This window comes from Streptomyces torulosus (assembly GCF_001419765.1).
GTDB lineage: Bacteria > Actinomycetota > Actinomycetes > Streptomycetales > Streptomycetaceae > Streptomyces > Streptomyces torulosus.
Genome location: NZ_LIRK01000250.1, coordinates 1 through 25586, shown reverse-complemented (window position 1 = coordinate 25586; position 25586 = coordinate 1). Strand labels below are relative to the sequence as shown.

Sequence of the window (25586 nt, the reverse complement as noted above, 5' to 3'; positions counted from 1 at the left end):
GGCGGACGAGTTCGACGCCGCGCTGAAGGCGCTGAAGGCGAAGGACTCCGACGGCAAGGTCCTCGACATCCAGGAGGGCAACGGGCTCGCCAACGAGTGGGGCACCTACGGCTTCGCCCCGATCGTCTGGTCGGCCGGCGGCGCCCTCCTCAAGGACGGCAAGGCGGAGGGCGCCCTCGACGCCCCGGCCGCGGTGTCGGCCATGAAGACCTTCCAGTCCTGGAAGGGCACCGTCGACCCCAACACCGACGGCAACGCCTTCGCCAAGGGCCGTGTCGCGCTCAGCTGGGTCGGTCACTGGATGTACCCCGCGTACAGCGAGGCGCTCGGCGACGACCTGGTCGTGCTGCCGCTGCCCGACTTCGGTGACGGTCCCAAGACCGGGCAGGGCTCATGGTCGTGGGGCATCGGGGCCGACAGCAAGAACGCCAAGGCCGCCGGCGCGTTCATGGACTTCCTCCTCAACGACGCCAACGTCACCGCGATGACCAAGGCCAACGGCGCGCCCCCGGCCACCAAGTCCGCCCTCGCCGCGAGCGAGCTGTACAAGCAGGGCGGCCCGCTCCAGCTCTTCGCCGACCAGCTCGCCAAGCCGTGCGGCGACAGCGACATCAGCAAGTCGTGCGTCGCCGTCACCCGCCCGGTGACCGCCGGATACCCGGTGGTGACGGAGAAGTTCAGCCAGGCTCTGAACGCGATCTACGGCGGCAGTGACCCGAAGGACGCCCTGTCCAAGGCCGCCCGCGCCATCGACCGGGACTTCTCGGACAACGCCGGTTACGAGATCCCGTAAGCACGCGCCCTGTCGGACCCATCGACCGGGGCGGGCGCGCCCTCGCGGCCGCCCGCCCCGCCGGGAAGAGGACCCCGTGAAAACCGTGGAACCCGCGCACACCGCGCCGTCCGGCCGGGACCAGGCGCCAGATCTGACAACCGCCTCCGCCCCACCGGCCCGCCCCGCCCGTAGCGGCCGGGAGTGGCTGCACGGACTGCTGATGTCCGCGCCCGCCGTCGCCGGCTTGATCGTCTTCGTCGGCGTGCCCTTCTGCTACGCCGTGGTGCTCTCCTTCTACAACGTGCGCCTCGGCTCCCCGCTGGAGCCCACCTTCTTCGGCGTCGAGCAGTACCGGCGGCTGTTCACCGACCCCGATCTGTCCGGCCCGTTCCTGCGGGCCCTGCTGAACAACCTGACCTTCGCCGTCGTCGTCGTACCGCTCCAGACGGGTCTGGCGCTCGGCCTCGCGATCCTGCTCAACCGCAAACTGAAGGCGATCGGTCTCTTCCGGTCCTTCTTCTTCATGCCGGTCGTCTTCCCGATGGCACTGGTCGCGGTGATCTGGCGGCTGATCCTCGCCCGCAGCGAGCAGGGCATGCTCAACTCCGCCCTGGACGCGGTGAGTTTCGGCAACTGGGGCGCGTTCGACTGGCTGGGCGACGGGCTCACCGCGATGGCCTCGGTCATCGTGCTGTCGGTATGGCAGGGCGTCGGCTTCCAGATGGTGATCCTGCTCGCCGGGCTCCAGCAGATACCGGACGAGCGCTACGAGGCCGCCCAGCTCGACCGGGCCTCCCGCTGGCAGCAGTTCCGCCACGTCACGCTGCCCGGCATCCGGGGCACCCTCGTGTTCGTCGCGCTGCTCACGTCGGTGCTGTCGTTCCGGGTGTTCGACCAGGTGTACGTGCTGGTCAAGGGCGGCGGCCTCGACGAGGACGCGGCCCGCACGGTGATGTACCAGGCCGTGACGACCGCCTTCGACCAGAACAACATCGGCCAGGCGTCCGCGATCACCGTCGTGTTCTTCCTGATCGTCGTCGTCCTGACCCTGATCCAGCGCCGCATCGTCCGGCCCGACAACGAGGACTGACTCAGCCATGAGTACGAGCACCGCCACCGGTCTCTCCCGCGGGCCCCTGCGCCGTTTCCTCGACTACGCCGTCCTCTCCGTCCTGGCGTTCGTCTTCGCGCTGCCCGTCCTGTACCTCCTCCTCGGCAGCCTCAAGCCGTCCGGCGAGGTGCTGAACGGCCTGTCCGGCTTCCTCCCGACCCATCTGTCCTTCGACAACTACGCCGCCGTCCTGGACAACCTGAACTCCGACAGCACCGGCTACTTCTGGCAGTTCATGGGCGTCTCGCTGCTGCTGGCCTTCGTGGTCGTCACGGGCGGCCTGTTCGTCAACTCGATGGCGGCGTACGGGCTCTCACGGCTGAGGTGGCGGGGCAGGGAGGCCGTGTTCACCCTGGTCCTGCTGCTGATGCTGGTGCCGTTCGAGTCGGTGGCCGTGCCACTGTTCTACCTGTTCAACGACCAGCGGAACACGCTCTTCATCCAGGCGCTGCCGTTCCTCGCCAACGCCTTCTCGATCTACCAGTTCCACACGTTCTTCCGCACGATCCCGCCGAGCATCGAGGAGGCGGCCCGGCTGGACGGGGCCGGTCCCTGGCGCACGTTCTTCGCGATCATCGTGCCGATGTCGAAGCCGGCCTTCGCGTCGGTCGCGATCCTGACGTTCCTCACCCAGTGGGGTTCGTTCCTGTGGCCGGTGCTGATGGTCTCCGACCCGTCGGTGCGCCCGCTGCCGCTGGAGATGAGCGTCTTCCAGGGCCAGCAGCCGCCCGACTGGGGCCAGATCCTCGCCTTCGGCGTCCTCCTCGTCCTGCCCGTCCTGATCGTCTTCGCCTTCTTCCAGCGCTGGTTCGTCCAGGGCGTGGCCAGTTCCGCCGTGAAGGGGTGAGCGTCGCCGCTGTGATCGTGGATCGGCCGGGGTCGGCCGGAGGACATCTCGCGTGAGCGCCCGCTTGTCGGTGGTGGGTGTCATCCTGGGGACATGAACCGGGATGATCTGGTGCGGCTGCGGCGGGCGCGGGACCGCATGGACCGCGAGTACGCGGAACCGCTGGACATCGACGCCCTCGCGCGCACCGCGCTGATGTCCCCCGGCCACTTCCAGCGCAGCTTCCGCGCGGCCTACGGGGAGACGCCGTACGCGTATCTGATGACCCGCCGCATCGAGCGCGCGAAGGCGTTGCTGCGCCGCGGGGACCTCACGGTGACCGAGGTGTGCCTGGCGGTGGGCTGTACGTCGCTCGGCTCGTTCAGCTCCCGCTTCACGGAGCTGGTGGGCGAGACCCCGAGCGCCTACCGGGCCCGTCCGCACGAGTCGGGGGCCGCGATCCCGGCATGTGTGGCGAAGCGGCTGACACGGCCCTCCCGGCATCGCATACGCACGGCGGAACCGGACGAGGCGCCCTAGCGTGGGCACATGGATACGAACAGAGCCCACGGCCCGGACATCAAGCTCTCCCAGTGTTTCCTCGCGGTCGACGACCACGACAAGGCGCTCGCCTTCTACCGTGACGTCCTCGGCATGGAGGTCCGCGGCGACGTCGGCTTCGAGGGCATGCGCTGGGTGACCGTCGGCTCCCCGCTCCAGCCCGATGTCGAGATCGTCCTGGAGCCTCCGGGCGCCGATCCCGACATCTCTCCCGCCGACCGCGAGGCCATCGCCCAGCTCCTCGCCAAGGGCGTCCTGCGTGGCGTCAACTTCACCACCGACGACTGCGACGCCCTCTACTCCCGCGTCGAGGCCTCCGGCGCGGATGTCCTCCAGGAGCCCATGGACCAGCCCTACGGCGTACGGGACTGCGCGTTCCGAGACCCGGCGGGGAACATGCTGCGCTTCATGGAGCCGCGGAAGTCGGGAGAAGCGGGCAAGGCCTCGAAGTACGGGGCTCGGTGACAGGTGGGGCTTGGGTGACAGGAGGGGCATGAGGGCAGGACGGGCATGGGTGGCAGCAGGGGCAAGGGGGGCGTGACGGGCATGGGTGGCGTGACGGGTGGGGCGGTCCGATGGGCTTACGCCTTCATCGACCGGCCGGAGTCCCGGTTCGAGCAGGCGTGCGCGTTCTGGACGGCGGTGACGGCGACGGAGCTGTCCGCGCCACGGGGTGAGCGGGACGAGTTCGTGACGCTGCTCCCCGGGCGGGGCGACGCGTGTGTGAAGGCCCAGGCGGTGGACGCGGGAGACGGCGGCGCCCATCTCGACTTCTCCGTGGAGGACGTACCCGCGTTCGTCGACCGTGCCGTCGACCTCGGTGCCGAGGTCGTCGCCCCGCACACCGGCTGGGCGGTGCTCCGCTCCCCCGCCGGACAGCCCTTCTGCGCGGTGCCGTGGCACGGGGAGGGCGTCCGGCCGCCGGTGGTCGACGGGAGCCGTCTGGACCAGGTGTGCCTGGACATCGCACCGGACGCGTTCGACACGGAGGTCATGTTCTGGGCCGCCCTGACGGGCTGGGAGTCGTACGCCGGCTCGCTCCCGGAGTTCCACGTCCTGCGCCCGCCCGCGGGTCTCCCCCTGCGCGTCCTGATGCAGCGCCTGGACACCCCTGCCCCCGCGTCGGCCCACCTCGACCTGGCCTGCGCCGACCGGGACACCACCCGCGCCCGCCACGAGCACCTGGGCGCCACCTTCGTGGCCGACCACCCCCACTGGACGGTGATGCGGGACCCGGCGGGCGGCACGTACTGCCTCACCGCCCGCGACCCGGAATCCGGGGGCCTGCCGGTTACGTGAGCGGCCGGGCGGCGAGGGCCCTGAGACAGGCACCCGCCGGCCGGGGCTCGCCACCCAGGGTCGACATCAGAGGTCCTCGGCCCCGTCCATCACCGGCCGGATCACCACGGGGTACTCCTTGGCCCCGGCGGGCTGGGGGCACTGGGCGACGCGGGCCGCGATCTCCGTGACGCGGTCCAGGCTCGCGCAGTCCAGGAGCCAGTAGCCGGCGAGCACTTCCTCGGTCTCCGCGTACGGCGCGTCCGCGACGACGGGCTTGCCGTCGGCGCCGAACGTGACGAACCGGGTCCGGGCGGGTTCGGCCAGCCCCTGCCCGTCGATCATCTCGCCGCTCGCGGTGAGGTCCTTGTTGATGGCGGTCATGTGGGCGTACATCGCCCGCACGTCCTCCTGCGTCCAGGCCGGGGACCCCTCGGACGCGTCGCCGCCCATGGCCGCGTAGTCCGCCTGCGTGCCCTGGACCATCATCAGGTACTTCATGAGTCCGCTCCTCGTCTTCCTCGGTTCGGACCACCCTCGGCGGGCGGCTCTCTCATAGGAGACGTCGGAGCCGTGCCGAACTCATCGGCACACCCGCGCGATCTTCTTCCGGCGCCACGGGTCCGCGCGGTGCCGAGGCCGCACGGCGGTTCTCTGACCACCGCGGTTCTCGGGCCATCGCGGTTCTGCGCCATCGCAGATCCCCGGCCATCGCGGATCCCAGCCATGAGGAGGCTCGCCCGACCCGCCGCGCCGGACCGAACGGCGGCGGTATCCGTGGCACGGCGGCCCTTCACCCGTCGTCCGTGTCCTCGACCTGCTCCGCGGCCTCCCGGTCGGCGGCCTTCGCCGTGCTCACGCCCTGCGTACCGGCCGAGCCGTGCGCACCATGGGCCCGACGGTCCACGGCCCGCGTCCGCTCCGCTGCGGCCCCCTCGGCCTCGGCGGCCCTGTCGACGTACGCGTCACACTTGGGGTTCCTGCACGGACCCGGACCCCACACGGGTACGAACGCGCCGAGCGTCTTGTGCCGCCGCACGATCGTGGCCACAGGCTGTCCGCAGGCCGGGCAGACTTGCTCGTCGGTGCCCATGCCCTCAGGGTAGGGCCGACGGCCTCCGGGCGCTCCCCGCCGTACTCCCCCGATCCACGGGGTCACCGCTTCCTGGTGTACGTCCGCACCACGGCCCCGTTGTCGAAGGCTCGCACCTCACCCAGCGTGAACTGGGTGATGTCGAAGCCGGAGCCGAACATCGGCATCCCCGTCCCCAGCACGATGGGGTACGTCTTGATGATCAGCTCGTCGATCTCGTCGAGCAGCTCCCCCGCCAGGACGGAGCCCCCGCACAGATAGATGTCGAGAGGACCGTCCTCCGCCTTCAGCTCCCGGACCTTGCCGACCGGGTCGGTCGAGATGATCTCGACGTTCGGGTGGGGCGACTCCGCCAGCGTGCGCGAGACGACATACTCCCGCAGATGCGCGAACGGGCTGGTGATGCCGTCCTTCAGCGCCTCGTCGTAGCTGCCGCGCCCCTGGATGACCGTGTCGTACGCCCGGTTCGGGACGTCGTCGGTCCCGATGAGCCGGCGCACATGGGTGGGATTGATGTCGGGGTGTTCCGTCCTGAGGTACTCGGCGTACTCGCCCACCACGTGGGGGTACATGAAGGACGCGTCGCCGTCCGGGCCCCCGATGAACCCGTCGATCGAACAAGCGACGACATACGTGAGCTTGCGCAAACCAGCCTCTTTCTCTGATCCCGTCCCGTTGACCACTCCATTTATAGTACTTCAGTTGTAGTGATTGCAAGACATGAGCGGGCCCCGCACACCGTGGGGATGTGCGGGACCCGCGTCCGACCGGAGGCACCGACACCGAGCGGGGTCAGGTCGGCGCGGTGCCGGTGCCTCCGGGGCCTCTTCTCAACTGCTGCGACGCGTCACGAACTCGGCCAGCGCGAGCAGACCTCCCGCCGCCTCCGGGTCCGGGACCGCCCGGGACAGCTCCTGCATGGCCCGGGCCATACGGTCGGCCGCCTGGACCTGCGCCCAGTCGCGCCCGCCGGCCCGCTCGACCACGAGCGCCGTCCGCTCCAGCTCGCCCTCCTCGTACGGCTTCCCGTACAGCGCGGCGAGTTCGTCCGCCTCCGGTGTGCCCGAGGCGAGCGCGGCGACCACCGGCAGGGACTTCTTGCGGGCGATGAGATCCGCGCCGGCCGGCTTGCCGGTACGGCTCGGGTCGCCCCAGATCCCGATCACGTCGTCGATGAGCTGGAAGGCGAGACCGGCCTCGCGCCCGAACGCGTCGAGCGCCTCGACCTCCTCCTCACCGGCCCCCGCGTACAGCGCCCCGAGCGCACAGGCGCAGCCGAGCAGCGCGCCCGTCTTCGCCTCGGCCATGGCGAGCACCTCGGGGAGGGTGACCTCCTCCGGCCGCCGCTCCTCCATCGCCGTGTCCGTGTGCTGGCCCGCGCACAGCTCGATGACACAGGAGGCGAGCCGCGCGGACGCCGCGGCCGACGCCGGATGCGGGTCCTCCGCGAGCAGCCGCAGCGCCAGGGCCTGCAGCGCGTCCCCGGCGAGGATCGCGTCGGGCACCCCGAACACGGTCCACGCGGTGGGCCGGTGCCTGCGGGTGGCGTCCCGGTCCATCACGTCGTCGTGCAGCAGAGTGAAGTTGTGCACCAGCTCCACCGCGGCGGCGGCCCGGACGGCGGCGGACTCACGCCCGCCGAGCGCCTCGACCGCCGCCAGCACCAGCGCGGGCCGGATCGCCTTGCCCGCGTTGCCCGCCGCCGGGGTGCCGTCCGCCCGCTCCCAGCCGAAGTGGTAGCGCGCGACCCGGCGCATCGAGCTGGGCAACGACTGCACGGCACCGCGGAGTTCGGGGTCGACCGACAGTCGCGTCCGCTCCAGGATCTCGGCCGCCTCCTGCCCGCCCGACGGACTGGACGCACCCTGTCGCGCCGGCCCGCTCCCGTGGCCGGCGGGAGTCGCCGCTCCCGTGGGATCCGGGGCTCCCGTCGGGTCCGGAGGGATCGTGATGTGGCTCCGCCTTTCCAGGATCTCGATGTCCGGAGCGCCGCCCTCCACGGTCTCGACCGGGCTCTGCTGCGTCTCCGTCATGCACTCACCCATGGGATCGCTTCGAAGGAGGCCGCGGACGGAGGCGGTTCGGGTGAGGTCACCGCCACCGGCCGATCTCGACGTTCTCCAGAACGCCGAGCGCGTCGGGGACGAGGACCGCGGCCGAGTAGTAGGCCGTCACGAGGTACTTGATGATCGCCTGTTCGTTGATGCCCATGAAGCGAACCGACAGGCTGGGCTCGATCTCGTCGGGGATGCTCGCGGCGCGCAGGCCGATGACGCCCTGGTCCTCCTCCCCGGTACGCATGGCGATGATCGAGGTGGTCCTGGCCTCGGTCACCGGGATCTTGTTGCACGGGTAGATCGGCACACCGCGCCAGGTGGGGATGCGGTTGCCGGCGATGTCGAGGGTCTCCGGGACGAGTCCGCGCTTGTTGAGCTCACGGCCGAACGCGGAGATCGCGCGCGGGTGGGCGAGCAGCAGCTTGGTGCCCCGGCGGCGGCTGAGCAGCTCGTCCAGGTCGTCCGGGCTGGGCACGCCGTCGTGCGGCTGGAGCCGCTGGTCGTACTCGCAGTTGTGGAGGAGGCCGAAGTCCCGGTTGTTGATGAGCTCGTGCTCCTGACGCTCCTTCAGCGCCTCCACGGTGAGCCGGACCTGCTGCTCGGTCTGGTTCATCGGCTGGTTGTAGAGGTCCGCCACGCGCGTGTGGATGCGCAGGACGGTCTGGGCGACGCTCAGTTCGTACTCGCGGGGCGCGGCCTCGTAGTCGACGAACGTGTGCGGGATGTCCGGCTCACCGCTGTGGCCGGCGGCGAGGTCGATCTCCTTCTCGCCGTACTTGTTGGTGCGCTGTTCCGGGATGGCGCGCAGCTGCTGCAGGTGCTCGCCGAGACTCTCGGCGCGCTCCGCGACCTGGTCGACGGCCTGGCGCGGCAGGACGAGCACCGTGCACGCGGTGACCGCGCGGGCCGTGTACTCCCAGATCGCGTCGGCGTCGAGCAGCGCCTGCTCGCCGAAGTACGCCCCGTCGGCCAGCACTCCGAGCACGGCGTCGTCGCCGTAGGGGCCCGTGCCGACCTTCTCGACCTTGCCGTGCGCGAGGAGGAAGACCTCCTCCGCCTGGCTGCCGAACTCGGCGAGCACCGCGCCCGCCGCGAACTCCCGCTGCTCGCACCGCTGGGCCAGCTCGCCCAGCACGTCCACGTCCTCGTAGGTGCGTAGGGCCGGCAGTTCGCCGAGCTCCGCGGGGATGACGGCGACCTGGTCGCCTGTCTTCACAAAAGTGATGCGGCCGTCCCCGACCGCGTAGGTGAGCCGCCGGTTCACCCGGTACGTGCCACCCTGCACGTTCACCCATGGCAACATGCGCAGCAGCCAGCGCGAGCTGATCTCCTGCATCTGGGGCGCGGACTTCGTGGTGGTGGCCAGGTTCCGGGCAGCGGCCGTGCCGAGACTCTGCTGCGGCCGATCCTGCTGCGTACGGACCTCTTCGCCTACCGACATACGGATTTCCCCTCCGGGTGTGCACTGATATCGCGGTCACCGATCTCGCCACCAGCCTGGCATCACGGAGCGTGCCGGTGCTATTACCCGAACGAGCGGGAATGGATCTCAGGAACACTGGGCATATCGAGGGACTTTGTCCACCATCGCGACGCCTCCCCGGAGATGACCGGATCGGCTCGCACGCAACACCGACACCTGACCTCCGCGCGCGGAGCTGGGTACAAGCCTGCGTACGAGGCGGCCGGACCAGCGGCCGTCGCACCGTACGAAGGAGTCGGTCATGGCCCCACCCATGTCCGCGGCCAGATTTCTCAGCATCCTCAAGAACGAGGGCGTCACGGTCGTCGAGGTCGGCGACTGGGAGCATCACAACCGCAACCACAAGGGGCCGTGGGGCCCCGTCCACGGCGTGATGATCCACCACACGGTCACCTCCGGCAGTGAACGCACCGTCCGCATCTGCCGCGACGGCTACTCGGGGCTGCCGGGCCCGCTGTGCCACGGCGTGATCACCAAGGACGGCCGTGTCCATCTCGTCGGCTACGGCCGCGCCAACCACGCCGGCAGCGGTGACGACGACGTCCTGCGGGCCGTGATCGCCGAGACGACGCTCCCCCCGGACAACGAGGCGAACACCGACGGGAACCGCCACTTCTACGGCTTCGAGTGCGAGAACCTCGGCGACGGCCTCGACCCGTGGCCCGAGCGCCAGCTCGAAGCGATCGAGCGGGTCTCCGCCGCCGTCTGCCGCCACCACGGCTGGACGGAACGTTCCGTCATCGGCCACCTCGAATGGCAGCCCGGCAAGGTCGACCCCCGCGGCTTCACCATGACCTCCATGAGGAGCCGTATCCGCGACCGCCTCCGGTAGCCCCTCACCACGCGCGCGTGTCGCCCCGCCACGACGGGCGCGCACCGGCGTCGGGGCTGGGCGGGCGGCCGTTCCCGGACAGATGTCCGACAATGGCCGCGTGAGCAGCCCCGACCCCACCACCGCCCTGCGCCCCCGGCTGCCGTCCCCTCTTCAGGAGATCGAGGACGACCGCTTCGCCCGGCACGGCGTCCGGCTGCTTCTGAAGCGTGACGACCTGATCCACCCGCAGCTCATCGGCAACAAGTGGCGCAAGCTCGTGCCCAATCTGAGCGCGGCGGCGGGGCGTTCGCTCCTCACGTTCGGCGGCGCGTACTCGAACCACCTCCGGGCCACCGCCGCGGCCGGCCGCCTCCTCGGCCTGCCCACCGTCGGCGTGGTCCGCGGCCAGGAGCTGGCGGACCGCCCCCTCAACCCCTCCCTGGCCCGTTGCGCGGCGGACGGCATGCGCCTGCACTTCATCGACAGATCGATGTATCGCCACAAGAGCGACCCGGCCACGCTGGCCGCCGTCCTCCGCGCCGCCGACGCCGAGGGCGCCTACGTCGTCCCCGAGGGCGGCAGCAACGCCCTCGCCGTGCAGGGGTGCCGGGAACTCGGCGCGGAACTGCGCGACCGCGCCGACGTCGTGGCCGTCGCCTGCGGCACCGGCGGCACCCTCGCCGGGCTGGCCGCCGGCCTGGCCCCCGACCAGCGCGCCCTCGGGATATCGGTCCTCAAGGGCGGCTTCCTGGCGGAGGAGATACGGCGGCTGCAGGAGAGCGCCTTCGGCGGCCGCCGCGGCCACTGGGACCTCGACGACCGCTTCCACTTCGGCGGCTACGCCCGCACCACGCCCGGCCTGGACGCCTTCGCCGCCGACTTCGAGGACCGCCACGGACTGCCTGTGGAGCGCCTCTATGTCGCCAAGTTGCTCTACGGACTTGTCTCCCTGGCAGAGGAAGGCGCCTTCCCGCGCGGGACGACGCTCACCGCGGTGATCACGGGAAGCCCGCTCCCCGCGTAGCCCTCCAAGCCCCCTGGCCCGCCGCCCGGCACTAGGAAACCTCCCGGTAGGCCGCGGCCTCCTCCAGGTCGAGTCTGCGCAGCAGTGTCCGCAGCATCTCGTCGTCGATGTAGCGGCCGTCCCTCAGCTTGACGAAGACCTCGCGCTCGGCGCCGATCATCTCGCGGGAGAGCCGGTTGTAAGTGTCGTCGCTGGTCTCCCCGGTCACCGGGTTGACGGCACCGAGCCGCTCCCACACGGCGTTGCGGCGCCGCTCCAGGACCGTGCGCAGCCGGTCGACCAGCGGCGGCGGCAGGGTGTTGCGCTCGTCCTCCAGGAGTTCGTCGAGCCGCGCCTCGGCGATCCGGGACGCCTGGGCCTGGGCGTTGGCCTCGGCGAGGGTCTCGGCCTGCGCGTCGCGCCCCGGCAGCCGCAGGACCCGGATCAGCGGCGGCAGCGTCAACCCCTGGATGACGAGCGTCCCGATCACGGTGGTGAAGGTCAGGAACAGGATCAGGTTCCGCTCCGGGAAGTCGTCCCCGCCGTGCACGGTGAGCGGGATGGAGAACGCGATGGCCAGCGAGACGACGCCCCGCATTCCGGCCCACGCGATGACGAAGGGCCCCTTCCAGGTCGGGTTCTCCTCGCGTTCACGGATCCGTGCGGACAGCATCCGGGGCAGGAAGGTCGCCGGGTACACCCAGACGAACCGGGTCACGACCACGATCAGGAAGACGGCCACGGCGTACCAGGTGGCGCGCAGTCCCTCGTTCTCGCCGAGGCCTTCCAGCACGACCGGCAGCTGCAGTCCGATGAGCGCGAAGACCGCGGATTCGAGCAGGAAGGCCACCATCTTCCACACGGCCTCCTCCTGGAGGCGGGTCGCGAAGTCGACCTGCCAGTTGCGGTAGCCGAGGTAGAGGCCGACCACGACCACGGCCAGCACTCCGGAGGCGTGCACCCACTCGGCCAGCCCGTACGCGACGAAGGGGATCAGCAGGGAGAGCGTGTTCTGGAGCAGCGCTTCCCTCAGGTGGGTGCGCAGCCAGTGGATCGGCATCATCAGCAGCAGGCCCACGGCGACTCCGCCGACCGCCGCCACCAGGAACTCGACGATCCCGCCGGCCCAGCTCGCGCCCTCCCCGAGCGTGGCGGCGAGGGCCACCCGGTACGCGGTGATCGCGGTGGCGTCGTTCACCAGGGACTCGCCCTGGAGGATCGTGGTGATCCGCGACGGCAGGCCCACCCGCCGGGCGACCGCCGTCGCCGCGACCGCGTCCGGGGGCGCCACCACCGCGCCGAGCACCAGGGCGGCCGTCAGCGGCAGCCCCGGCACGATCAGATAGGCGGCCCAGCCCACGGCGAGGGTCGCGAACAGGACATATCCGACCGACAGCAGCGCCACCGGCCGCAGTTGGGCCCGCAGATCGAGATACGAGCTCTCGGTGGCGGCCGTGTACAGCAGCGGGGGCAGCACCAGGGGCAGGACGATCTCGGGGTCGAGCTCGTAGTTCGGCACGCCGGGCACGTACGACACCGCGAGCCCGGCGGCGACCAGCAGCAACGGGGCGGGCACCGGCGTACGCCGGGCGGCACCGGCGACCGTCGCACTACCGGCGACCAGCAACAGCAGGGGCAGGAAGTGCATCGCTTTGCGCCGCCTTCGTTTTCCGCGCGAGCTTCCGCGCACCCGTCGTAACCTGGCCATCATGAAACAGTGCACGCACGCGGACGCACTGCCGCACCCCGAGCCGACCCCGCTGACCGAGACCTGTCCCGAGTGCGAGGCCGCCGGGACGCACCCGGTGCAGCTGCGGAAATGCCTGGAGTGCGGGCACGTGGGGTGCTGCGACTCCTCGCCCATGCGACACGCGACCGCGCACCACAGGGAGACCGGCCACCCCGTGATGCGTACCTACGAGCCGGGCGAGACCTGGCGCTGGTGCTTCGTCGACCACGTGCTCGTATGAGGGCGGGAAAACGAACAGGGCCCCGGTGAACACGCCGACGACGTCGCGCGACGGAACCAAGTCACCCCGTGACACGTCGACGTACTCGTGTGACACGGTTCGGCGGCCGGACGCCTGGGTACGTCAAAGCGGCGCGCGCTCTTCCTATTTGAGGCCCGCAGACCCCTAGCCACCGAGCGTGTTCGTGTGCTTACTATGAGTGACAGCGTGGGGCTGGGTCGCCGGGACCCCAAGGACACGGCGCTCGGGAGCGCGATAGCGTCACCGCTGAACCACATAGCGCGTTACCCCGGGGGGCGACCCTCGGCCCCTGAAAAAGCTTGTACCACCTTGGAGGTGAGGGTGTCCCAGATCGCAGGCGAGCCCGGGACCCAGGACTTCGTGGAAGTCCGGCTGCCGGCCGCGGGTGCCTACCTGTCGGTGCTGCGTACGGCGACGGCCGGCCTCGCGGCCCGTTTGGACTTCACCCTCGACGAGATCGAGGATTTGCGCATCGCGGTCGACGAGGCCTGCGCGATCCTGCTCCAGCAGGCCGTGCCCGGCTCGGTGCTCAGCTGTGTCTTCCGCCTCGTCGACGATTCGCTGGAGGTCACGGTCTCGGCCCCGACCACGGACGGTCACGCGCCTTCGCGCGACACCTTCGCCTGGACCGTGCTGTCGGCCCTGGCGGGCAAGGTCTCCTCCGCGGTCGCCGACGACAAAACCGTTTCGATCAGCCTCTACAAACAGCGCGGCGCGGGACCCGGGCCGGCGTGAGGAACGGGGACGGGCCGGTGCGGGACGAAGAACGCGGCACACGGGAACTTCCCGCGAAGGAGGTCGGCCCCGGCGGGCCGGCACACCTGACGGACGGCGTCGACGGCATTCCCGAGCAGGCCCGGCCGCACCCGGAGGACGACTCCTCGACGGCGGCCGGACCCTCGCGGTGGACGGAGCCGGCCGACGCAGAGGACGAGGCGTCCTCCGACGGGCGACGGGAGCCGGAGGATGCCGCACGGAGCACCACGTCCTCACGAGGGCGGACTGGGGCCTCCCCCGCTCGAGCACAGTCGAGAGCTGGGGGAACGGTGACGGCGGGCGGGACTATGAGCGAGCACGAGCGACACGACGAGCTGGACGCGCGGATCGTGCGCAGCACGCAGCACGATCCGCAGGACCGCAGCGGGGCGCGCGCCCTGTTCGTCCAGCTGCGCTCCCTGCGGGAGGGCAGTGCGGAGTACGCGGAGCTGCGCAATCAGCTGGTCCGGATGCATCTGCCGCTCGTGGAGCACCTCGCGCGCCGGTTCCGCAACCGCGGTGAGCCGCTGGACGACCTGACGCAGGTCGCGACCATCGGCCTGATCAAGTCGGTCGACCGGTTCGACCCGGACCGCGGGGTGGAGTTCTCCACGTACGCGACCCCGACGGTCGTCGGCGAGATCAAACGGCACTTCCGCGACAAGGGCTGGGCGGTGCGGGTGCCGCGCCGTCTGCAGGAGCTGCGCCTGGCGCTGACCACGGCCACGGCCGAGCTGTCCCAGCAGCACGGCCGCTCCCCGACGGTGCACGAGCTGGCCGAGAAGCTGGCCATCTCGGAGGAGGAGGTCCTGGAGGGCCTGGAGTCGGCCAACGCGTACTCCACGCTGTCGCTGGACGTCCCCGACACCGACGACGAGTCGCCGGCCGTCGCCGACACCCTGGGCGCCGAGGACGAGGCGCTGGAGGGCGTCGAGTACCGGGAGTCCCTGAAGCCGCTCCTGGAGGACCTGCCTCCGCGCGAGAAGCGGATCCTGCTGCTGAGGTTCTTCGGCAACATGACCCAGTCGCAGATCGCCCAGGAGGTCGGCATCTCGCAGATGCACGTCTCGCGTCTGCTGGCCCGGACCCTGGCCCAGCTGCGGGAGAAGCTGCTCGTGGAGGAGTGACACCCCGCCTCCCGTGGAGCCACGGGTGGCACCGTGCTCGGCCCTCGGCCCGGCTTCGGCGAGGCGGTGGGACGCGGCGGACGTCCCCCTAGCGCTTGCTCTCCTCCGTCCGACCAGGCCCTTGGATTCCGAGGGCCTGAGTCGTCGCCGGGTTGATCAGCAGCACCAGCGCCGTGATCGCGACCACGGCCAGGACGATTCCCGCGGGGATCGCGACGCTGTCCGCCCGGAGCAGGTTGTACGCCACCGGCAGCGCCATGATCTGCGTGATGACGGCGGGCCCCCGGCTCCAGCTGCGCCGCAGCAGCAGTCCGCGCGCGGCGATCAGCGGCAGCAGGGCCAGCGCGATCAGCGTGAGGCCCCCGGTGACGCCGGTGCTGAGGTCACCGGAGTCGCCGGTGAAGCCCACGACCAGCATGGCGCCGCCGCCGACCAGCAGGGCGATCCCCTCCAGCGCGGCCAGTGCCGCCGCGGCGGTCAGCCGCCCGGGGCGGGGCTCGGCGACGGAGGTGTCCGGCGTGGGGGTCTCCTCAGGGCTCACCCCTGAAGGGTAGCCCCGGCACCCGCGCGCACACCGGCGCCCCGTACGCCCCCACGTGCTCATCGTCACTACACGATCTCCCCCTTGATCCGCACCTCGGTATGGGACGAGTACCGCTCAGTAGGTACGCTGCAACTCATGCGTGCACTTCTCGTGGTCAATCCGGCGGCAACCACCACAAGCGCACGTACGCGCGATGTCCTGATCCACGCGCTGGCGAGCGAGATGAAACTCGAGGCGGTCACCACCGAGTACCGCGGCCATGCCAAGGACCTCGCCCGCCAGGCTGCCGAGGGCAAGGACGACATCGAGCTGGTCGTCGCGCTCGGCGGTGACGGCACGGTCAACGAGGTCGTCAACGGTCTGCTGCACCACGGCCCCGACCCGGACCGTCTCCCCCGCCTCGCCGTGGTCCCCGGCGGCTCCACCAATGTCTTCGCCCGCGCCCTGGGCCTGCCCAACGATGCCGTGGAGGCCACCGGCGCCCTGCTGGACGCCCTCCGCGAGAACCGCGAGCGCACGGTCGGACTCGGCATGGCCGCGGGTACGCCGGGCACGGAGGACGAGGCGGTCCCGTCCCGCTGGTTCACGTTCTGCGCCGGCCTCGGTTTCGACGCCGGTGTGATCGGCCGGGTCGAGCAACAGCGCGAGCGTGGAAGGAAATCCACACACGCTCTTTACCTGCGTCAGGCATTCCGGCAGTTCCTGGAAGAGCCTCACCGCAGGAACGGCACGATCACTCTGGAGCGGGCCGGCGAGGAGCCGATTTCCGATCTTGTGCTGTCCATAGTCTGCAACACGTCCCCGTGGACGTTTCTCGGCAATCGCCCGGTGTACGCGTCACCTAAGGCCTCGTTCGATAAGGGCCTCGACGTGCTCGGTCTCAGCCGCATGTCGACGCCCGCGCTTGCCCGTTATGCCACGCAGTTGCTCACTTCGTCCCCCGAGCGTGGACCCCATGGCAAGCACGCCACCACCGTGCACGACCTGACCGACTTCACCTTGCATTCGAAGGTGCCCCTCCCCCTCCAGATGGACGGCGACCACCTCGGACTGCGTACGAGCGTGACGTTCACAGGCGTACGCCGTGCACTGCGTGTGATTGTGTGAGCGGAACGGGCAAAAGTCCTTCCACTCGAACGTTTAGGCCAGGATCCACCCCATGGAAGTACGGCTGTGACACAGTCGACACCGAGGAATCAAAAAAAACTTTCCGGAAGGGGTTGTATCCGCCGCTGAGGTTTGCGAGTCTCTACGTGGCGCTCGGGACAGCCCGCAACATCGGCTCAAGCAAGCGCCAGAATCCCTCCTCAAAACACAGGACCACACCAGTCCGTCTGGTGATCGGCCCTTCACTTGTTGAGGGATTCGTGAAAGCGTTCACATTCACAAGCAACGTGCATGTAATACCAAGGAGAGGTAGCAGCCATGGACTGGCGTCACAACGCCGTTTGCCGCGAGGAAGACCCCGAGCTCTTCTTCCCCATCGGCAACACCGGTCCTGCGCTGCTGCAGATCGAGGAAGCCAAGGCTGTCTGCCGTCGCTGCCCGGTTATCGAGCAGTGTCTGCAGTGGGCGCTTGAGTCCGGCCAGGACTCCGGCGTCTGGGGTGGTCTCAGCGAGGACGAGCGCCGCGCCATGAAGCGCCGCGCCGCCCGCAACCGGGCCCGTCAGGCCTCCGCCTGACAATCCCACCCAGCAATAGCCTGAGCTTGGCGGCGCGTACAGCGAGTACGCATCTCCCGCCCCCGAGCCGCAGCGCGCAGTGCCCCCGGTGCGCCTAATCAGCGACGATGCTGAGCCCCGGACCACATGATGGTCCGGGGCTCAGTGCTGTTCGCCGTGGACCGGCATCCGTGCCGAGGTCGCTCGTATGCCCCCCGCCCCTACTTCTGGGCGCGGACCGGGATGTCGAGGATGACCCGCGTTCCCTGCTCCGGAGCCGGGACCATGTCGAAGGTGCCGCCCAACTCGCCCTCCACCAAAGTCCGTACGATCTGCAGGCCGAGGTTGCCGGAACGGTGCGGGTCGAAGCCCTCGGGCAGGCCCACGCCGTCGTCCTGGACCGTGACGAGGAGACGGCTCTTTTTGGTGGTCCCGCCGCGCACGGCCGACACCTCCACGGTGCCGGTCTCGCCCTCGCGGAAGCCGTGTTCGAGGGCGTTCTGCAGGATCTCGGTGAGGACCATGGACAGCGGGGTGGCCACCTCCGCGTCGAGGATGCCGAAACGTCCGGTGCGCCGGCCGGTGACCTTGCCCGGTGAGATCTCGGCGACCATGGCGAGCACCCGGTCGGCGATCTCGTCGAACTCCACCCGCTCGTCCAGATTCTGGGACAGCGTCTCATGCACGATCGCGATCGACCCGACCCGCCGTACGGCCTCCTCCAGGGCCTCGCGGCCGCGCTCGGACTCGATGCGCCGGGCCTGGAGCCGCAGCAGCGCGGCGACCGTCTGAAGATTGTTCTTCACCCGGTGGTGGATCTCCCGGATGGTCGCGTCCTTGGTGATCAACTCACGTTCACGACGGCGCAGTTCGGTGACGTCGCGCAGCAGCACGAGCGAACCGATGCGCGGGCCCTTGGGCTTGAGGGGGATCGCCCGGAGCTGGATCACGCCCTCATTCGACTCGATCTCGAACTCACGCGGTGCCCATCCGCTCGCCACCTTCGCCAACGCCTCGTCCACCGGCCCGCGGGACGGGGCGAGTTCAGCGGTGGTACGGCCGAGGTGGCAGCCCACGAGGTCGGCGGCGAGACCCAGGCGGTGGTACGCGGACAGGGCGTTCGGGGAGGCGTACTGGACGATGCCGTCCGCGTCGAGCCTGATCAGGCCGTCGCCGACACGCGGCGAGGCGTCCATGTCGACCTGCTGGTCGGGGAACGGGAACGCGCCGACGGCGATCATCTGGGCCAGGTCGGACGCGCTCTGGAGGTAGGTGAGCTCCAGCCGGCTGGGGGTCCGCACGGTCAGCAGGTTGGTGTTGCGCGCGATGACGCCGAGGACCCGGCCCTCCCGGCGGACGGGGATGGACTCGACCCGTACGGGGACCTCCTCACGCCACTCCGGGTCGCCCTCCCGTACGATCCGGCCCTCGTCGAGCGCGACATCGAGGAGGGGCCGGCGACCGCGCGGGACCAGGTGGCCGACCATGTCGTCCTGGTACGAGGTGGGGCCGGTGTTGGGACGCATCTGGGCCACGGAGACATAACGCGTGCCGTCGCGGGTGGGGACCCAGAGGACGAGGTCGGCGAAGGAGAGGTCGGAGAGGAGCTGCCACTCCGACACCAGCAGATGCAGCCACTCCAGGTCGGAGTCGCTGAGAGCGGTGTGCTGGCGGACGAGTTCGTTCATGGAGGGCACGTGTGCGAGCGTACCTGGCGGTACGGACATGCCCGGAAACGGCGGGCTGTGCCGTGCTGGACCCCGGCCCGGGGGCTGACGCCCCGGCCCCGGAAGCACCCGCGGGCCGCGGCGCCTGAGAGGGACCCTCAACCCTCCCGGCACCGCAGCCCGGAGCAACATCGGCCGTGGGGTGTGCGGTCCCGCGACCGAAGGATGAGGAGCCGGAGCAGTCAGGGCAGAGAGCGCCGGTTCCTCGGTCCGCCTTCCTGTGCGGGGAAGACGGAGGCCTGTGGTGTTCACAACTGATCGTCAACGTGGGAGCGCTGATCGATCAGATGACCTATCACGCCATTCTTGACTAGACCACTGCGTGTGTCCATGCGTTGGCGGATGTTTGTTGTTGTTCCCTTGCCGACCGTCCGTCGAGGGCGGGGCGAGGGCTTATACGCAGCGTAGCCCGGTTCGGTGGGCCGTCGGACCGGAATGGGTCGGCCCGGCGGATTTCGCGCACCGCGTTCCGGGGCGAGCGGCTCCGGGGCAGGTGCGGGGTGTGGCATTGCGGCGTGGCCCACCTGGGCGGGCGACCCCGCAGCCCGGTGGCCCGCGACGTCACGGCGGGGTGGGCCGAGGCGCGTCAGGTGTGGTTGGGGGCATCGGGTCGGGTCGGGCGGGGCCAGATCGCCATCGCCAGGTCGGCGACCGCCTCCAGTTGCTGCCTGGTCGCGCCGTCCCGTGCCTGCTGGGACATGCCTTGGATGATCACACCCGTGTGGCGGGCGAGTGCGGAGGCGTCCGTGTCGGCGGGCAGTTCGCCCGTCGCGATGTCCGCTCTTATACGGCTCTCGAAGACGGTGATCCACGCGTTGCGCCGGGCGCGGAGGGATTCCTCGACCTCGCGGCTGGTGCAGTTGGTGGCCGCGTGGATGACCAGACAGCCATGGGGGTGGGCGGGGTCCGTGTACTCGACGGCGGCCTCGCGCAGTATCCGCTCGACGGCGGCCCGCGCGGTGGGCTCCTCCTCCAGGGCCCGGTCGGTGAACGAGCCGTAGCGGACGCCGTACTCGCGGACCACCTCCTCGAAGAGGGACTGCTTGTCGCCGAACGCCGAGTACAGGCTCGGTGCGCCGATGCCCATGGCGCGGGTCAGATCGGCGACCGAGGTGGCCTCGTAGCCGTTCTCCCAGAACGCCAGGATCGCCTTCTCCAGGGCGGTCGCGCGGTCGAAGGAGCGGGGGCGGCCGCGCTGCTTGCTCTCCTTGGTCACCATGGACGGATTTTATAGCGGGCACTAGACAAATGTCAGCGGCCCGATCTACGGTGATTTTTGTAGTGACCACTAGGAAATACGGAGGGGAGCCGACATGGGCGTGCTCGCAGGCAGGACGGCGCTCGTCACCGGGGCGAGCAGGGGCATCGGGCGAGGCATCGCCGAGCGGCTGGGACGCGACGGCGCACGGGTCGCGGTGCACTACGGGAGGAACGAGGCCGCGGCGAAGGAGACGGTGGCCGTGATCGAGGCGACCGGCGGCTCCGCATTCACCCTGGGGGTCGAGCTGGGGCCGCCGGGGGACGCCGAGGCCCTGTGGGAGGAGTTCGACCGGCATGCGGACGGGCTGGACATCCTGGTGAACAACGCGGCGATCGGCAACTCCCACCCGATCGAGGAGATCGACGAGGAGGAGTACGACCGGCTCTTCGCGGTGAACGTGAAGGCGCCGCTTTTCCTGCTCAAGCACGGCATGCCCCGGCTACGCGACGGCGGCCGTGTCATCAACATCTCGTCGGGGCTCGCACGGACCGCGGCGATGCCGCACAACATGGCCTACGCGATGACGAAGGCGGCGCTGGACGTCCTCTCCCGCGACCTGTCGAAGGTGCTCGGCCCGCGGGGCATCACGGTGAACTCGGTAGCACCGGGCCTGACGACGACCGACAACACCGCCGAGTTCCTGAGTACCGAGGCGGGCCGCGCGATGGCCGAGGGGATATCGGCGCTGGGCCGGGTCGGGGCGGTGGACGACATCGCGGACGTGGTCGCGTTCCTGGCGTCGGACGAGAGCCGATGGGTGACGGGGAGCTGGGTGGACGCCACGGGCGGCTCCCTGACGTAGAGGCCGGGCTCATGACCGGGGAAGACGGCCGCATCCACGTGACGCGGGACACATCCGTGCGAAGCTCGCTCTGCTGCTAGATTGGTCTAAACCACACAGTATCTCCCCCACTCCCAGTGGAGTCCCTCTCTCCAGATCGGCAGGGCCAGCGTGGAAGTTGTCATCGTTCCGGATGCCAAGGCGGGTGGCGAACTCATAGCCGAGGCGATGGCGCGGTTGCTCCGGCGGAAGCCCGACGCGCTGCTCGGTGTCGCCACGGGGTCGACCCCGCTGCCCATCTACCAGGCGCTGACCGCGAAGGCGCGTTCCGGTGCCGTGGACGCCTCTCGGGCGCGGATCGCCCAGCTCGACGAGTACGTGGGGCTGCCGGCCGACCACCCCGAGTCGTACCGCTCGGTGCTGTGCCGGGAGGTGCTGGAGCCGCTGGGGCTCGGTATGGAGGCGTTCATGGGGCCGGACGGCACCGCCGAGGACATACCGGGGGCCTGTGAGGCGTACGACGAGGCGTTGGCCGAGGCCGGCGGTGTGGATCTGCAGTTGCTCGGGATCGGGACCGACGGGCACATCGGGTTCAACGAGCCGTGCTCGTCCCTGGCCTCCCGGACCCGCATCAAGACGCTGACCGAGCAGACGCGGATCGACAACGCGCGGTTCTTCGGCGGGGACATCGAGCAGGTGCCGCACCACGTCATCACCCAGGGCATAGGCACGATCCTGGAGGCACGCCACCTGGTGCTGCTCGCTACGGGCGAGGGCAAGGCGGACGCCGTCGCGGCGACCGTGGAGGGACCGGTGGCGGCGGTGTGCCCGGCGTCGGCGCTGCAACTCCACCCGCACGCCACGGTGGTGGTGGACGAGTCGGCCGCGTCGAAGCTCAAGCATGCGGACTACTTCCGGCACACCTACAACAACAAGCCCGACTGGCAGGGGATCTGACGAGGCCGGTATGCGCGAAGGCGCCACGGCCCGGGGAGGAGGGGTCGTGGCGCCTTCGTGTCGTGCGGCTGGGGTCCGCATGCCCCGCCTTCGGTGCCGGGGCATGTCTCCCCCGGCGGCCGCTTCGGGGCCGTCCGACGGCGGAGCGCGCTACTTGGCGCTCATGATGACCTCGGCCGCCGCTCGTCCGCAGACCCGCGCCGCTCCGTGGGTGGCGACGTGGAGAGCGCCGCGGGGCGGTGATTGCGGGACGCCCATCTCGACGACGATGGTGTCGGGGCGTGTGGTGAGGAGGACGTCGAGGGCGTCACTCATCCAGGGATGGCGGTGCTCGTCGCGGACCACGGCGACGATACGCCGGGTGCCGGCCACCGCGAGGGCGGAGGCGCCGGCGCTGTCGCCCGCGAAGGTGCCGGTCTCGGTGCCGGGAAGGAGGCGCGCGAGTTCCGCGCCCACGCCCCAAGGGGTCTCGTCTCCGACGGCGATGTTCGCCACCGGGGTGAAGGCCGCGACATACAGGGGCTGGACAGGGGGCTCGTACGGCAGCGGGGCGAAGGTCGCCCTCAGCGCGCGTCGGGCGGCGACGAGGCCGACCTCGCCCAGGTCCGCGCGCCCGGCGTCCGCTTCCCGGGCGTCCGCTCCCCCGCTCGCCCGGCGGGTCCACTCGGCCAGGGCCCGGACCCGGTTCGCCGCGTCCGCCAGGCGTTCCTCGGGAAGGGCACCCGAACGCACGGCGGCGACCAGGGCGTCCCGCAGGCGCCGCACGGTGTCGTCGTCGGCGAGGCCGCCACCGACGCAGATCGCGTCGGCACCGGCGGCCAGGGCGAGGACGCTGCCGTGCTCGATGCCGTACGTACCGGCGATGGCCCGCATCTCCATGCCGTCGGTGACGATGAGGCCCTCATAGCCCACCTCGCCGCGGAGCAGGTCGGTGAGGATGCCGTGGGACAGGGTCGCCGGGCGGTCGGGGTCGAGGGCCGGGACAAGGATGTGGGCGCTCATGATGGCGCGGGTGCCGGCGGTGATGGCGGCGTGGAAGGGCGCCAGGTCGCGGGCCTCGACCAGGGGGCGGTCGGCGTCGATGCGGGGCAGGGCCAGGTGGGAGTCGACGGCGGTGTCGCCGTGGCCCGGGAAGTGCTTGGTGCAGGCGGCGACCCCGGCGGCCTGGAGGCCGGTGACATAGGCGGCCGTGTGGCGGGCGACCAGGTCGGGATCGGCGCCGAAGGCGCGCACACCGATGACGGGGTTCGCCGGGTTGGAGTTCACGTCGGCGGAGGGGGCCCAGTTGAAGTTGACGCCGCATTCGGCGAGGCGGCGGCCGAGGGCGAAGGCCACGTCCCGCGTGAGGTCGACGTCGTCGACGGCGCCCAGGGCGTGGTTGCCGGGCACGGAGGAGCCGGTGCGGACCTCCAGGCGGGTGACGTCGCCACCCTCCTCGTCGATCGCGACCAGGATGTCCTCGCGCTCGGCGCGCAACTGGGCGGTGAGGGCGGAGAGTTGCTCGGGGGAGGTGATGTTGCGGCCGAAGAGGCCGACGGAGGCGAGTCCCTCGCCGAGGCGGCGCAGCAGCCAGTCGGGGGCGGTGGTGCCCGTGAATCCGGGCTGGAGGACCGTCAGCGCGTCCCGGGTGAGGGCGTCCTGCCCCGAGTGGGAGCCGGTCGAGCCGGTGGCGAATGTCGTCATCGGGTGGTTATCCCTTCACGGCGCCCGCGGTGAGGCCCGCGGCCATCTTGCGCTGGACGAGGAGGAAGAGGACGACGATCGGCACGGCCATCATGGTGGAGCCGGCCATCATCGGGGCGTATTCGGTGCCGTGTTTGGTGGTGAAGTTGCCGAGCCAGACGGTGGCGGTCTGGTTCTGCTGGCTCATCAGCATCAGGGCGTACAGGTACTCGTTCCACGCCTGGATGAAGCCGTAGACCGAGGTCGCCACCATGCCGGGCGCGAGCAGGGGGAAGACCACGCGGAGGAAGGCGGTGGTGCGGGAGCAGCCGTCGACCATGGCGGCCTCCTCCAGCTCACGCGGGATGTTGACGATGAAGCCGCGCAGGGTCCACACCGTGAACGGGAGGATGAACGTCAGATAGGTGATGATGAGGCCGGTGAGGCGGTCGTACTGGCCCAGGTCGTTCAGGAGCAGGAAGACCGGGATGATCATCGCGACCAGCGGGACCATCTGCACGGCCAGGATGCCGACGATCACCACCTTCCGGCCGCGGAAGGCGAAGCGGGAGATGGCGAGGGCCGCCAGCATGCCGACGACGATACCGATCACGACGACCGTCAGGGACACCACGAGGCTGCGGCCCACGGGGCCCCAGAAGTCGGCGATGTCCAGCGCACGGCTGAAGTTGGAGAAGGTGACGGACGTCGGCAGGAGGCTCGGGTCCGGGTCGATGGCGTCCTTGGCCGGTTTGAACGCGGTGTTCAGCATCCAGTAGACCGGGAAGCCGGCGGTGACGAAGACGAGGAGGCCGAGGAGGTTCCAGCCGAGCCTGGACCCGCGGCGACCGGAGACAGTGGCTGTGCTCATTCGACCTCTCCGATCTTCAGCATCTGACGCATGTAGACGCCGATCACGCCGAGCAGCAACAGCACGGTGAGGAGTGCGATCGCGGAGCCCTGCGCGTAGTCGTTGACCACGAAGGCCCTGTCGTACGAGTAGGTGGTGAGCAGTTGGAACTCCGCCTCCGGGTGGCCGTTGCGCATCACGAAGACCTGCGGGAAGACACCCATGTCCCAGATGACCGAGAGCGTCGTGAGCATCACGACGATCGGCTTCAGGATGGGGAGGGTGACGTAACGGAAGACGCCCCACGCGCCGGCACCGTCCAGGCGGGCGGCCTCCTCCATCTCCTTCGGCACCTGGGTGAGTCCGGCGCTGAGGGTGATGACCACGAACGGCACGGCGCCCCACACCACCAGCAGTGTGATGACGGCGAGTCCTTCGGGGCCGCTGGCGAACCAGTTGTGGCCGATCATGTCGACGCCGGGGAGCTTGCTGAGGAGCGCGTTGAAGATGCCGTAGTCGGAGTCGAAGAGCCACTTGAAGACAGTGGTGGCCACGATGATCGGCATACCCCAACTCGCCACGAGCGCGATGTTGATGAGGGTCTTCACCCAGCCGGAGACCCGCTGGAGCAGGAGCGCGATCAGCATGCCGATGACCATGGTGAACACCACGCAGGCGGCGGCGAAGACGATGGTCCGTACGACGACCGTCCAGAACTCGCCGTCCCCGAGCACCTTGGCGAAGTTGTCGAAGCCGACCGACTCCGCCGGCTGGAAGCCCCACAGCTGGGACTGGCCGAACTTCTGGAAGGAGAGGGTGACCAGACGGACCAGCGGATAGCCGAGGACGACGGCGAGGATCAGCAGGCAGGGGGCGAGGAGCGCCCAAGGGACAGCGGCGCCACCGGAACGCTTCGTGCCGGAGGCCCGGCCCGCGGCGGCGGGCGGCGCCGGTGGTACCTGCCGCGGTGGCGGCACCTTGGTCGGAGTGGTCGTATCTGCGGCACTCATCGCGTGCTCCTAAAGCAAATGAAGAGGGGGCCGATCAGCGCCCCACCCGCCTCGCCCGTCAGGGGCCAGGCGGTGAAGCACCCGAAGAGGGGTGCGGGGAGCCGCGCGGCCAGCCGCGACGCACGGCCGACGCCCCCCGCGCCCCGTCGCGGCACTGTCGTGATGCACCCGCCGGTTCGGCTCATGGCACCACCGGTCGGCGCTGTGGCACCCCCGGTCGGGCCCGACCACGACGCCGGGCCCGACCGGGGGTCGAC

General features: G+C 70.3%; 27 protein-coding genes. 15 read left to right on the top strand and 12 right to left on the bottom strand.

The annotated features are described in order from the left end of the window. The 6 genes from AOK23_RS17805 to AOK23_RS17780 form a co-directional block, all read left to right on the top strand. Positions 1–793 (top strand): sugar ABC transporter substrate-binding protein (locus AOK23_RS17805; RefSeq protein WP_157878065.1); only part of this gene is annotated, 793 nt, incomplete at its 5' end. 76 nt (positions 794–869) lie between these two features. Continuing rightward, on the top strand, positions 870–1865 hold the full coding sequence (locus AOK23_RS17800; protein ID WP_055713681.1) for a carbohydrate ABC transporter permease: 996 nt from the start codon (positions 870–872) through the stop codon (positions 1863–1865). A 7-nt stretch (positions 1866–1872) separates the two neighbouring features. Further along, complete coding sequence (locus AOK23_RS17795) at positions 1873–2733, top strand: carbohydrate ABC transporter permease (protein WP_055713680.1); 861 nt, start codon at positions 1873–1875, stop codon at positions 2731–2733. A 93-nt stretch (positions 2734–2826) separates the two neighbouring features. Continuing rightward, positions 2827–3252 carry a helix-turn-helix transcriptional regulator gene (locus tag AOK23_RS17790; protein ID WP_055522800.1) on the top strand — a complete coding sequence of 142 codons (426 nt, stop codon included), beginning with the start codon at positions 2827–2829 and terminating at the stop codon, positions 3250–3252. A gap of 9 nt (positions 3253–3261) precedes the next feature. Then, a complete protein-coding gene (locus AOK23_RS17785; RefSeq protein ID WP_055713679.1) occupies positions 3262–3738 on the top strand; it encodes a VOC family protein in 477 nt (158 codons plus the stop codon). 45 nt (positions 3739–3783) lie between these two features. Then, on the top strand, positions 3784–4572 hold the full coding sequence (locus AOK23_RS17780) for a VOC family protein (RefSeq protein WP_055713678.1): 789 nt from the start codon (positions 3784–3786) through the stop codon (positions 4570–4572). 66 nt (positions 4573–4638) lie between these two features. Here the strand turns inward: AOK23_RS17780 and AOK23_RS17775 are convergent, their stop codons facing one another. The 5 genes from AOK23_RS17775 to AOK23_RS17755 all read right to left on the bottom strand — a co-directional run bounded on the left by AOK23_RS17775 (position 4639) and on the right by AOK23_RS17755 (position 9142). Continuing rightward, positions 4639–5052 (bottom strand): YciI family protein, encoded by a 414-nt coding sequence (locus AOK23_RS17775; RefSeq protein ID WP_055713677.1) that lies wholly within the window; start codon positions 5050–5052, stop codon positions 4639–4641. Between the two features lie 292 nt (positions 5053–5344). Further along, the gene (locus tag AOK23_RS17770) at positions 5345–5644 is read right to left on the bottom strand and encodes a hypothetical protein (RefSeq protein WP_055713676.1); all 300 of its coding nucleotides are present in this window, start codon (positions 5642–5644) and stop codon (positions 5345–5347) included. Positions 5645–5706: 62 nt separating this feature from the next. Beyond that, complete coding sequence (locus AOK23_RS17765; RefSeq protein WP_055713675.1) at positions 5707–6291, bottom strand: dihydrofolate reductase family protein; 585 nt, start codon at positions 6289–6291, stop codon at positions 5707–5709. 183 nt (positions 6292–6474) lie between these two features. Next, positions 6475–7689 (bottom strand): family 2 encapsulin nanocompartment cargo protein polyprenyl transferase, encoded by a 1215-nt coding sequence (locus AOK23_RS17760; protein ID WP_055713674.1) that lies wholly within the window; start codon positions 7687–7689, stop codon positions 6475–6477. A gap of 46 nt (positions 7690–7735) precedes the next feature. Further along, positions 7736–9142: a family 2B encapsulin nanocompartment shell protein gene (locus AOK23_RS17755; protein WP_055713673.1), complete on the bottom strand. Its 1407-nt coding sequence runs from the start codon at positions 9140–9142 to the stop codon at positions 7736–7738. Positions 9143–9425: 283 nt separating this feature from the next. Between AOK23_RS17755 and AOK23_RS17750 the strand changes: the two genes are divergently transcribed. Further along, entirely contained in the window at positions 9426–10016 is a 591-nt protein-coding gene (locus tag AOK23_RS17750) for an N-acetylmuramoyl-L-alanine amidase (RefSeq protein WP_169800309.1), read from the top strand. Between the two features lie 82 nt (positions 10017–10098). Continuing rightward, a complete protein-coding gene (locus AOK23_RS17745) occupies positions 10099–11022 on the top strand; it encodes a 1-aminocyclopropane-1-carboxylate deaminase/D-cysteine desulfhydrase (RefSeq protein WP_055713671.1) in 924 nt (307 codons plus the stop codon). 31 nt (positions 11023–11053) lie between these two features. Here the strand turns inward: AOK23_RS17745 and AOK23_RS17740 are convergent, their stop codons facing one another. After that, positions 11054–12649, bottom strand: a complete 1596-nt coding sequence (locus AOK23_RS17740) for a Na+/H+ antiporter (RefSeq protein ID WP_055713670.1) — start codon at positions 12647–12649, stop codon at positions 11054–11056. 61 nt (positions 12650–12710) lie between these two features. Here AOK23_RS17740 and AOK23_RS17735 point away from each other — a divergent pair, with 61 nt between their 5' ends. The 3 genes from AOK23_RS17735 (at position 12711) to AOK23_RS17725 (ending at position 14875) form a co-directional block, all read left to right on the top strand. Then, positions 12711–12971, top strand: coding sequence for a UBP-type zinc finger domain-containing protein (locus AOK23_RS17735; RefSeq protein WP_055518949.1), 261 nt, complete (start codon positions 12711–12713; stop codon positions 12969–12971). A 342-nt stretch (positions 12972–13313) separates the two neighbouring features. Beyond that, entirely contained in the window at positions 13314–13727 is a 414-nt protein-coding gene (locus AOK23_RS17730) for an ATP-binding protein (protein ID WP_033525425.1), read from the top strand. Beyond that, positions 13724–14875, top strand: a complete 1152-nt coding sequence (locus AOK23_RS17725; RefSeq protein ID WP_079049542.1) for an RNA polymerase sigma factor SigF — start codon at positions 13724–13726, stop codon at positions 14873–14875. Before AOK23_RS17730 ends, AOK23_RS17725 begins: the two co-directional genes overlap by 4 nt. A gap of 88 nt (positions 14876–14963) precedes the next feature. Here the strand turns inward: AOK23_RS17725 and AOK23_RS17720 are convergent, their stop codons facing one another. Continuing rightward, positions 14964–15416, bottom strand: a complete 453-nt coding sequence (locus tag AOK23_RS17720; RefSeq protein WP_055713669.1) for a hypothetical protein — start codon at positions 15414–15416, stop codon at positions 14964–14966. 138 nt (positions 15417–15554) lie between these two features. On the opposite strand from AOK23_RS17720, the gene AOK23_RS17715 reads away from it, so the two are divergent. Both AOK23_RS17715 and AOK23_RS17710 read left to right on the top strand, forming a co-directional pair. Further along, positions 15555–16526 (top strand): diacylglycerol/lipid kinase family protein, encoded by a 972-nt coding sequence (locus tag AOK23_RS17715; RefSeq protein ID WP_055713668.1) that lies wholly within the window; start codon positions 15555–15557, stop codon positions 16524–16526. 318 nt (positions 16527–16844) lie between these two features. Continuing rightward, positions 16845–17102: a WhiB family transcriptional regulator gene (locus AOK23_RS17710; RefSeq protein WP_003992873.1), complete on the top strand. Its 258-nt coding sequence runs from the start codon at positions 16845–16847 to the stop codon at positions 17100–17102. A gap of 200 nt (positions 17103–17302) precedes the next feature. Here AOK23_RS17710 and AOK23_RS17705 read toward each other — a convergent pair whose 3' ends face one another. Together AOK23_RS17705 and AOK23_RS17700 are read right to left on the bottom strand one after the other, a co-directional pair. After that, complete coding sequence (locus tag AOK23_RS17705) at positions 17303–18778, bottom strand: sensor histidine kinase (protein WP_055713667.1); 1476 nt, start codon at positions 18776–18778, stop codon at positions 17303–17305. 616 nt (positions 18779–19394) lie between these two features. Further along, positions 19395–20027: a TetR/AcrR family transcriptional regulator gene (locus AOK23_RS17700; protein WP_055713666.1), complete on the bottom strand. Its 633-nt coding sequence runs from the start codon at positions 20025–20027 to the stop codon at positions 19395–19397. Between the two features lie 94 nt (positions 20028–20121). Here AOK23_RS17700 and AOK23_RS17695 point away from each other — a divergent pair, with 94 nt between their 5' ends. Next, positions 20122–20871 (top strand): SDR family oxidoreductase, encoded by a 750-nt coding sequence (locus AOK23_RS17695; RefSeq protein ID WP_055713665.1) that lies wholly within the window; start codon positions 20122–20124, stop codon positions 20869–20871. Between the two features lie 150 nt (positions 20872–21021). Continuing rightward, positions 21022–21807 (top strand): glucosamine-6-phosphate deaminase, encoded by a 786-nt coding sequence (gene nagB, locus AOK23_RS17690; RefSeq protein ID WP_055713664.1) that lies wholly within the window; start codon positions 21022–21024, stop codon positions 21805–21807. 150 nt (positions 21808–21957) lie between these two features. Here the strand turns inward: nagB and AOK23_RS17685 are convergent, their stop codons facing one another. From AOK23_RS17685 to AOK23_RS17675, 3 genes are read right to left on the bottom strand one after another with little or no spacing between them, the layout of a single operon-like run. After that, entirely contained in the window at positions 21958–23490 is a 1533-nt protein-coding gene (locus AOK23_RS17685; RefSeq protein ID WP_055713663.1) for a glycoside hydrolase family 3 protein, read from the bottom strand. Positions 23491–23497: 7 nt separating this feature from the next. Continuing rightward, positions 23498–24340, bottom strand: coding sequence for a carbohydrate ABC transporter permease (locus AOK23_RS17680; RefSeq protein WP_055713662.1), 843 nt, complete (start codon positions 24338–24340; stop codon positions 23498–23500). Continuing rightward, the gene (locus AOK23_RS17675) at positions 24337–25329 is read right to left on the bottom strand and encodes a carbohydrate ABC transporter permease (protein WP_055713661.1); all 993 of its coding nucleotides are present in this window, start codon (positions 25327–25329) and stop codon (positions 24337–24339) included. Before AOK23_RS17675 ends, AOK23_RS17680 begins: the two co-directional genes overlap by 4 nt. Positions 25330–25586: the final 257 nt, after the last annotated feature.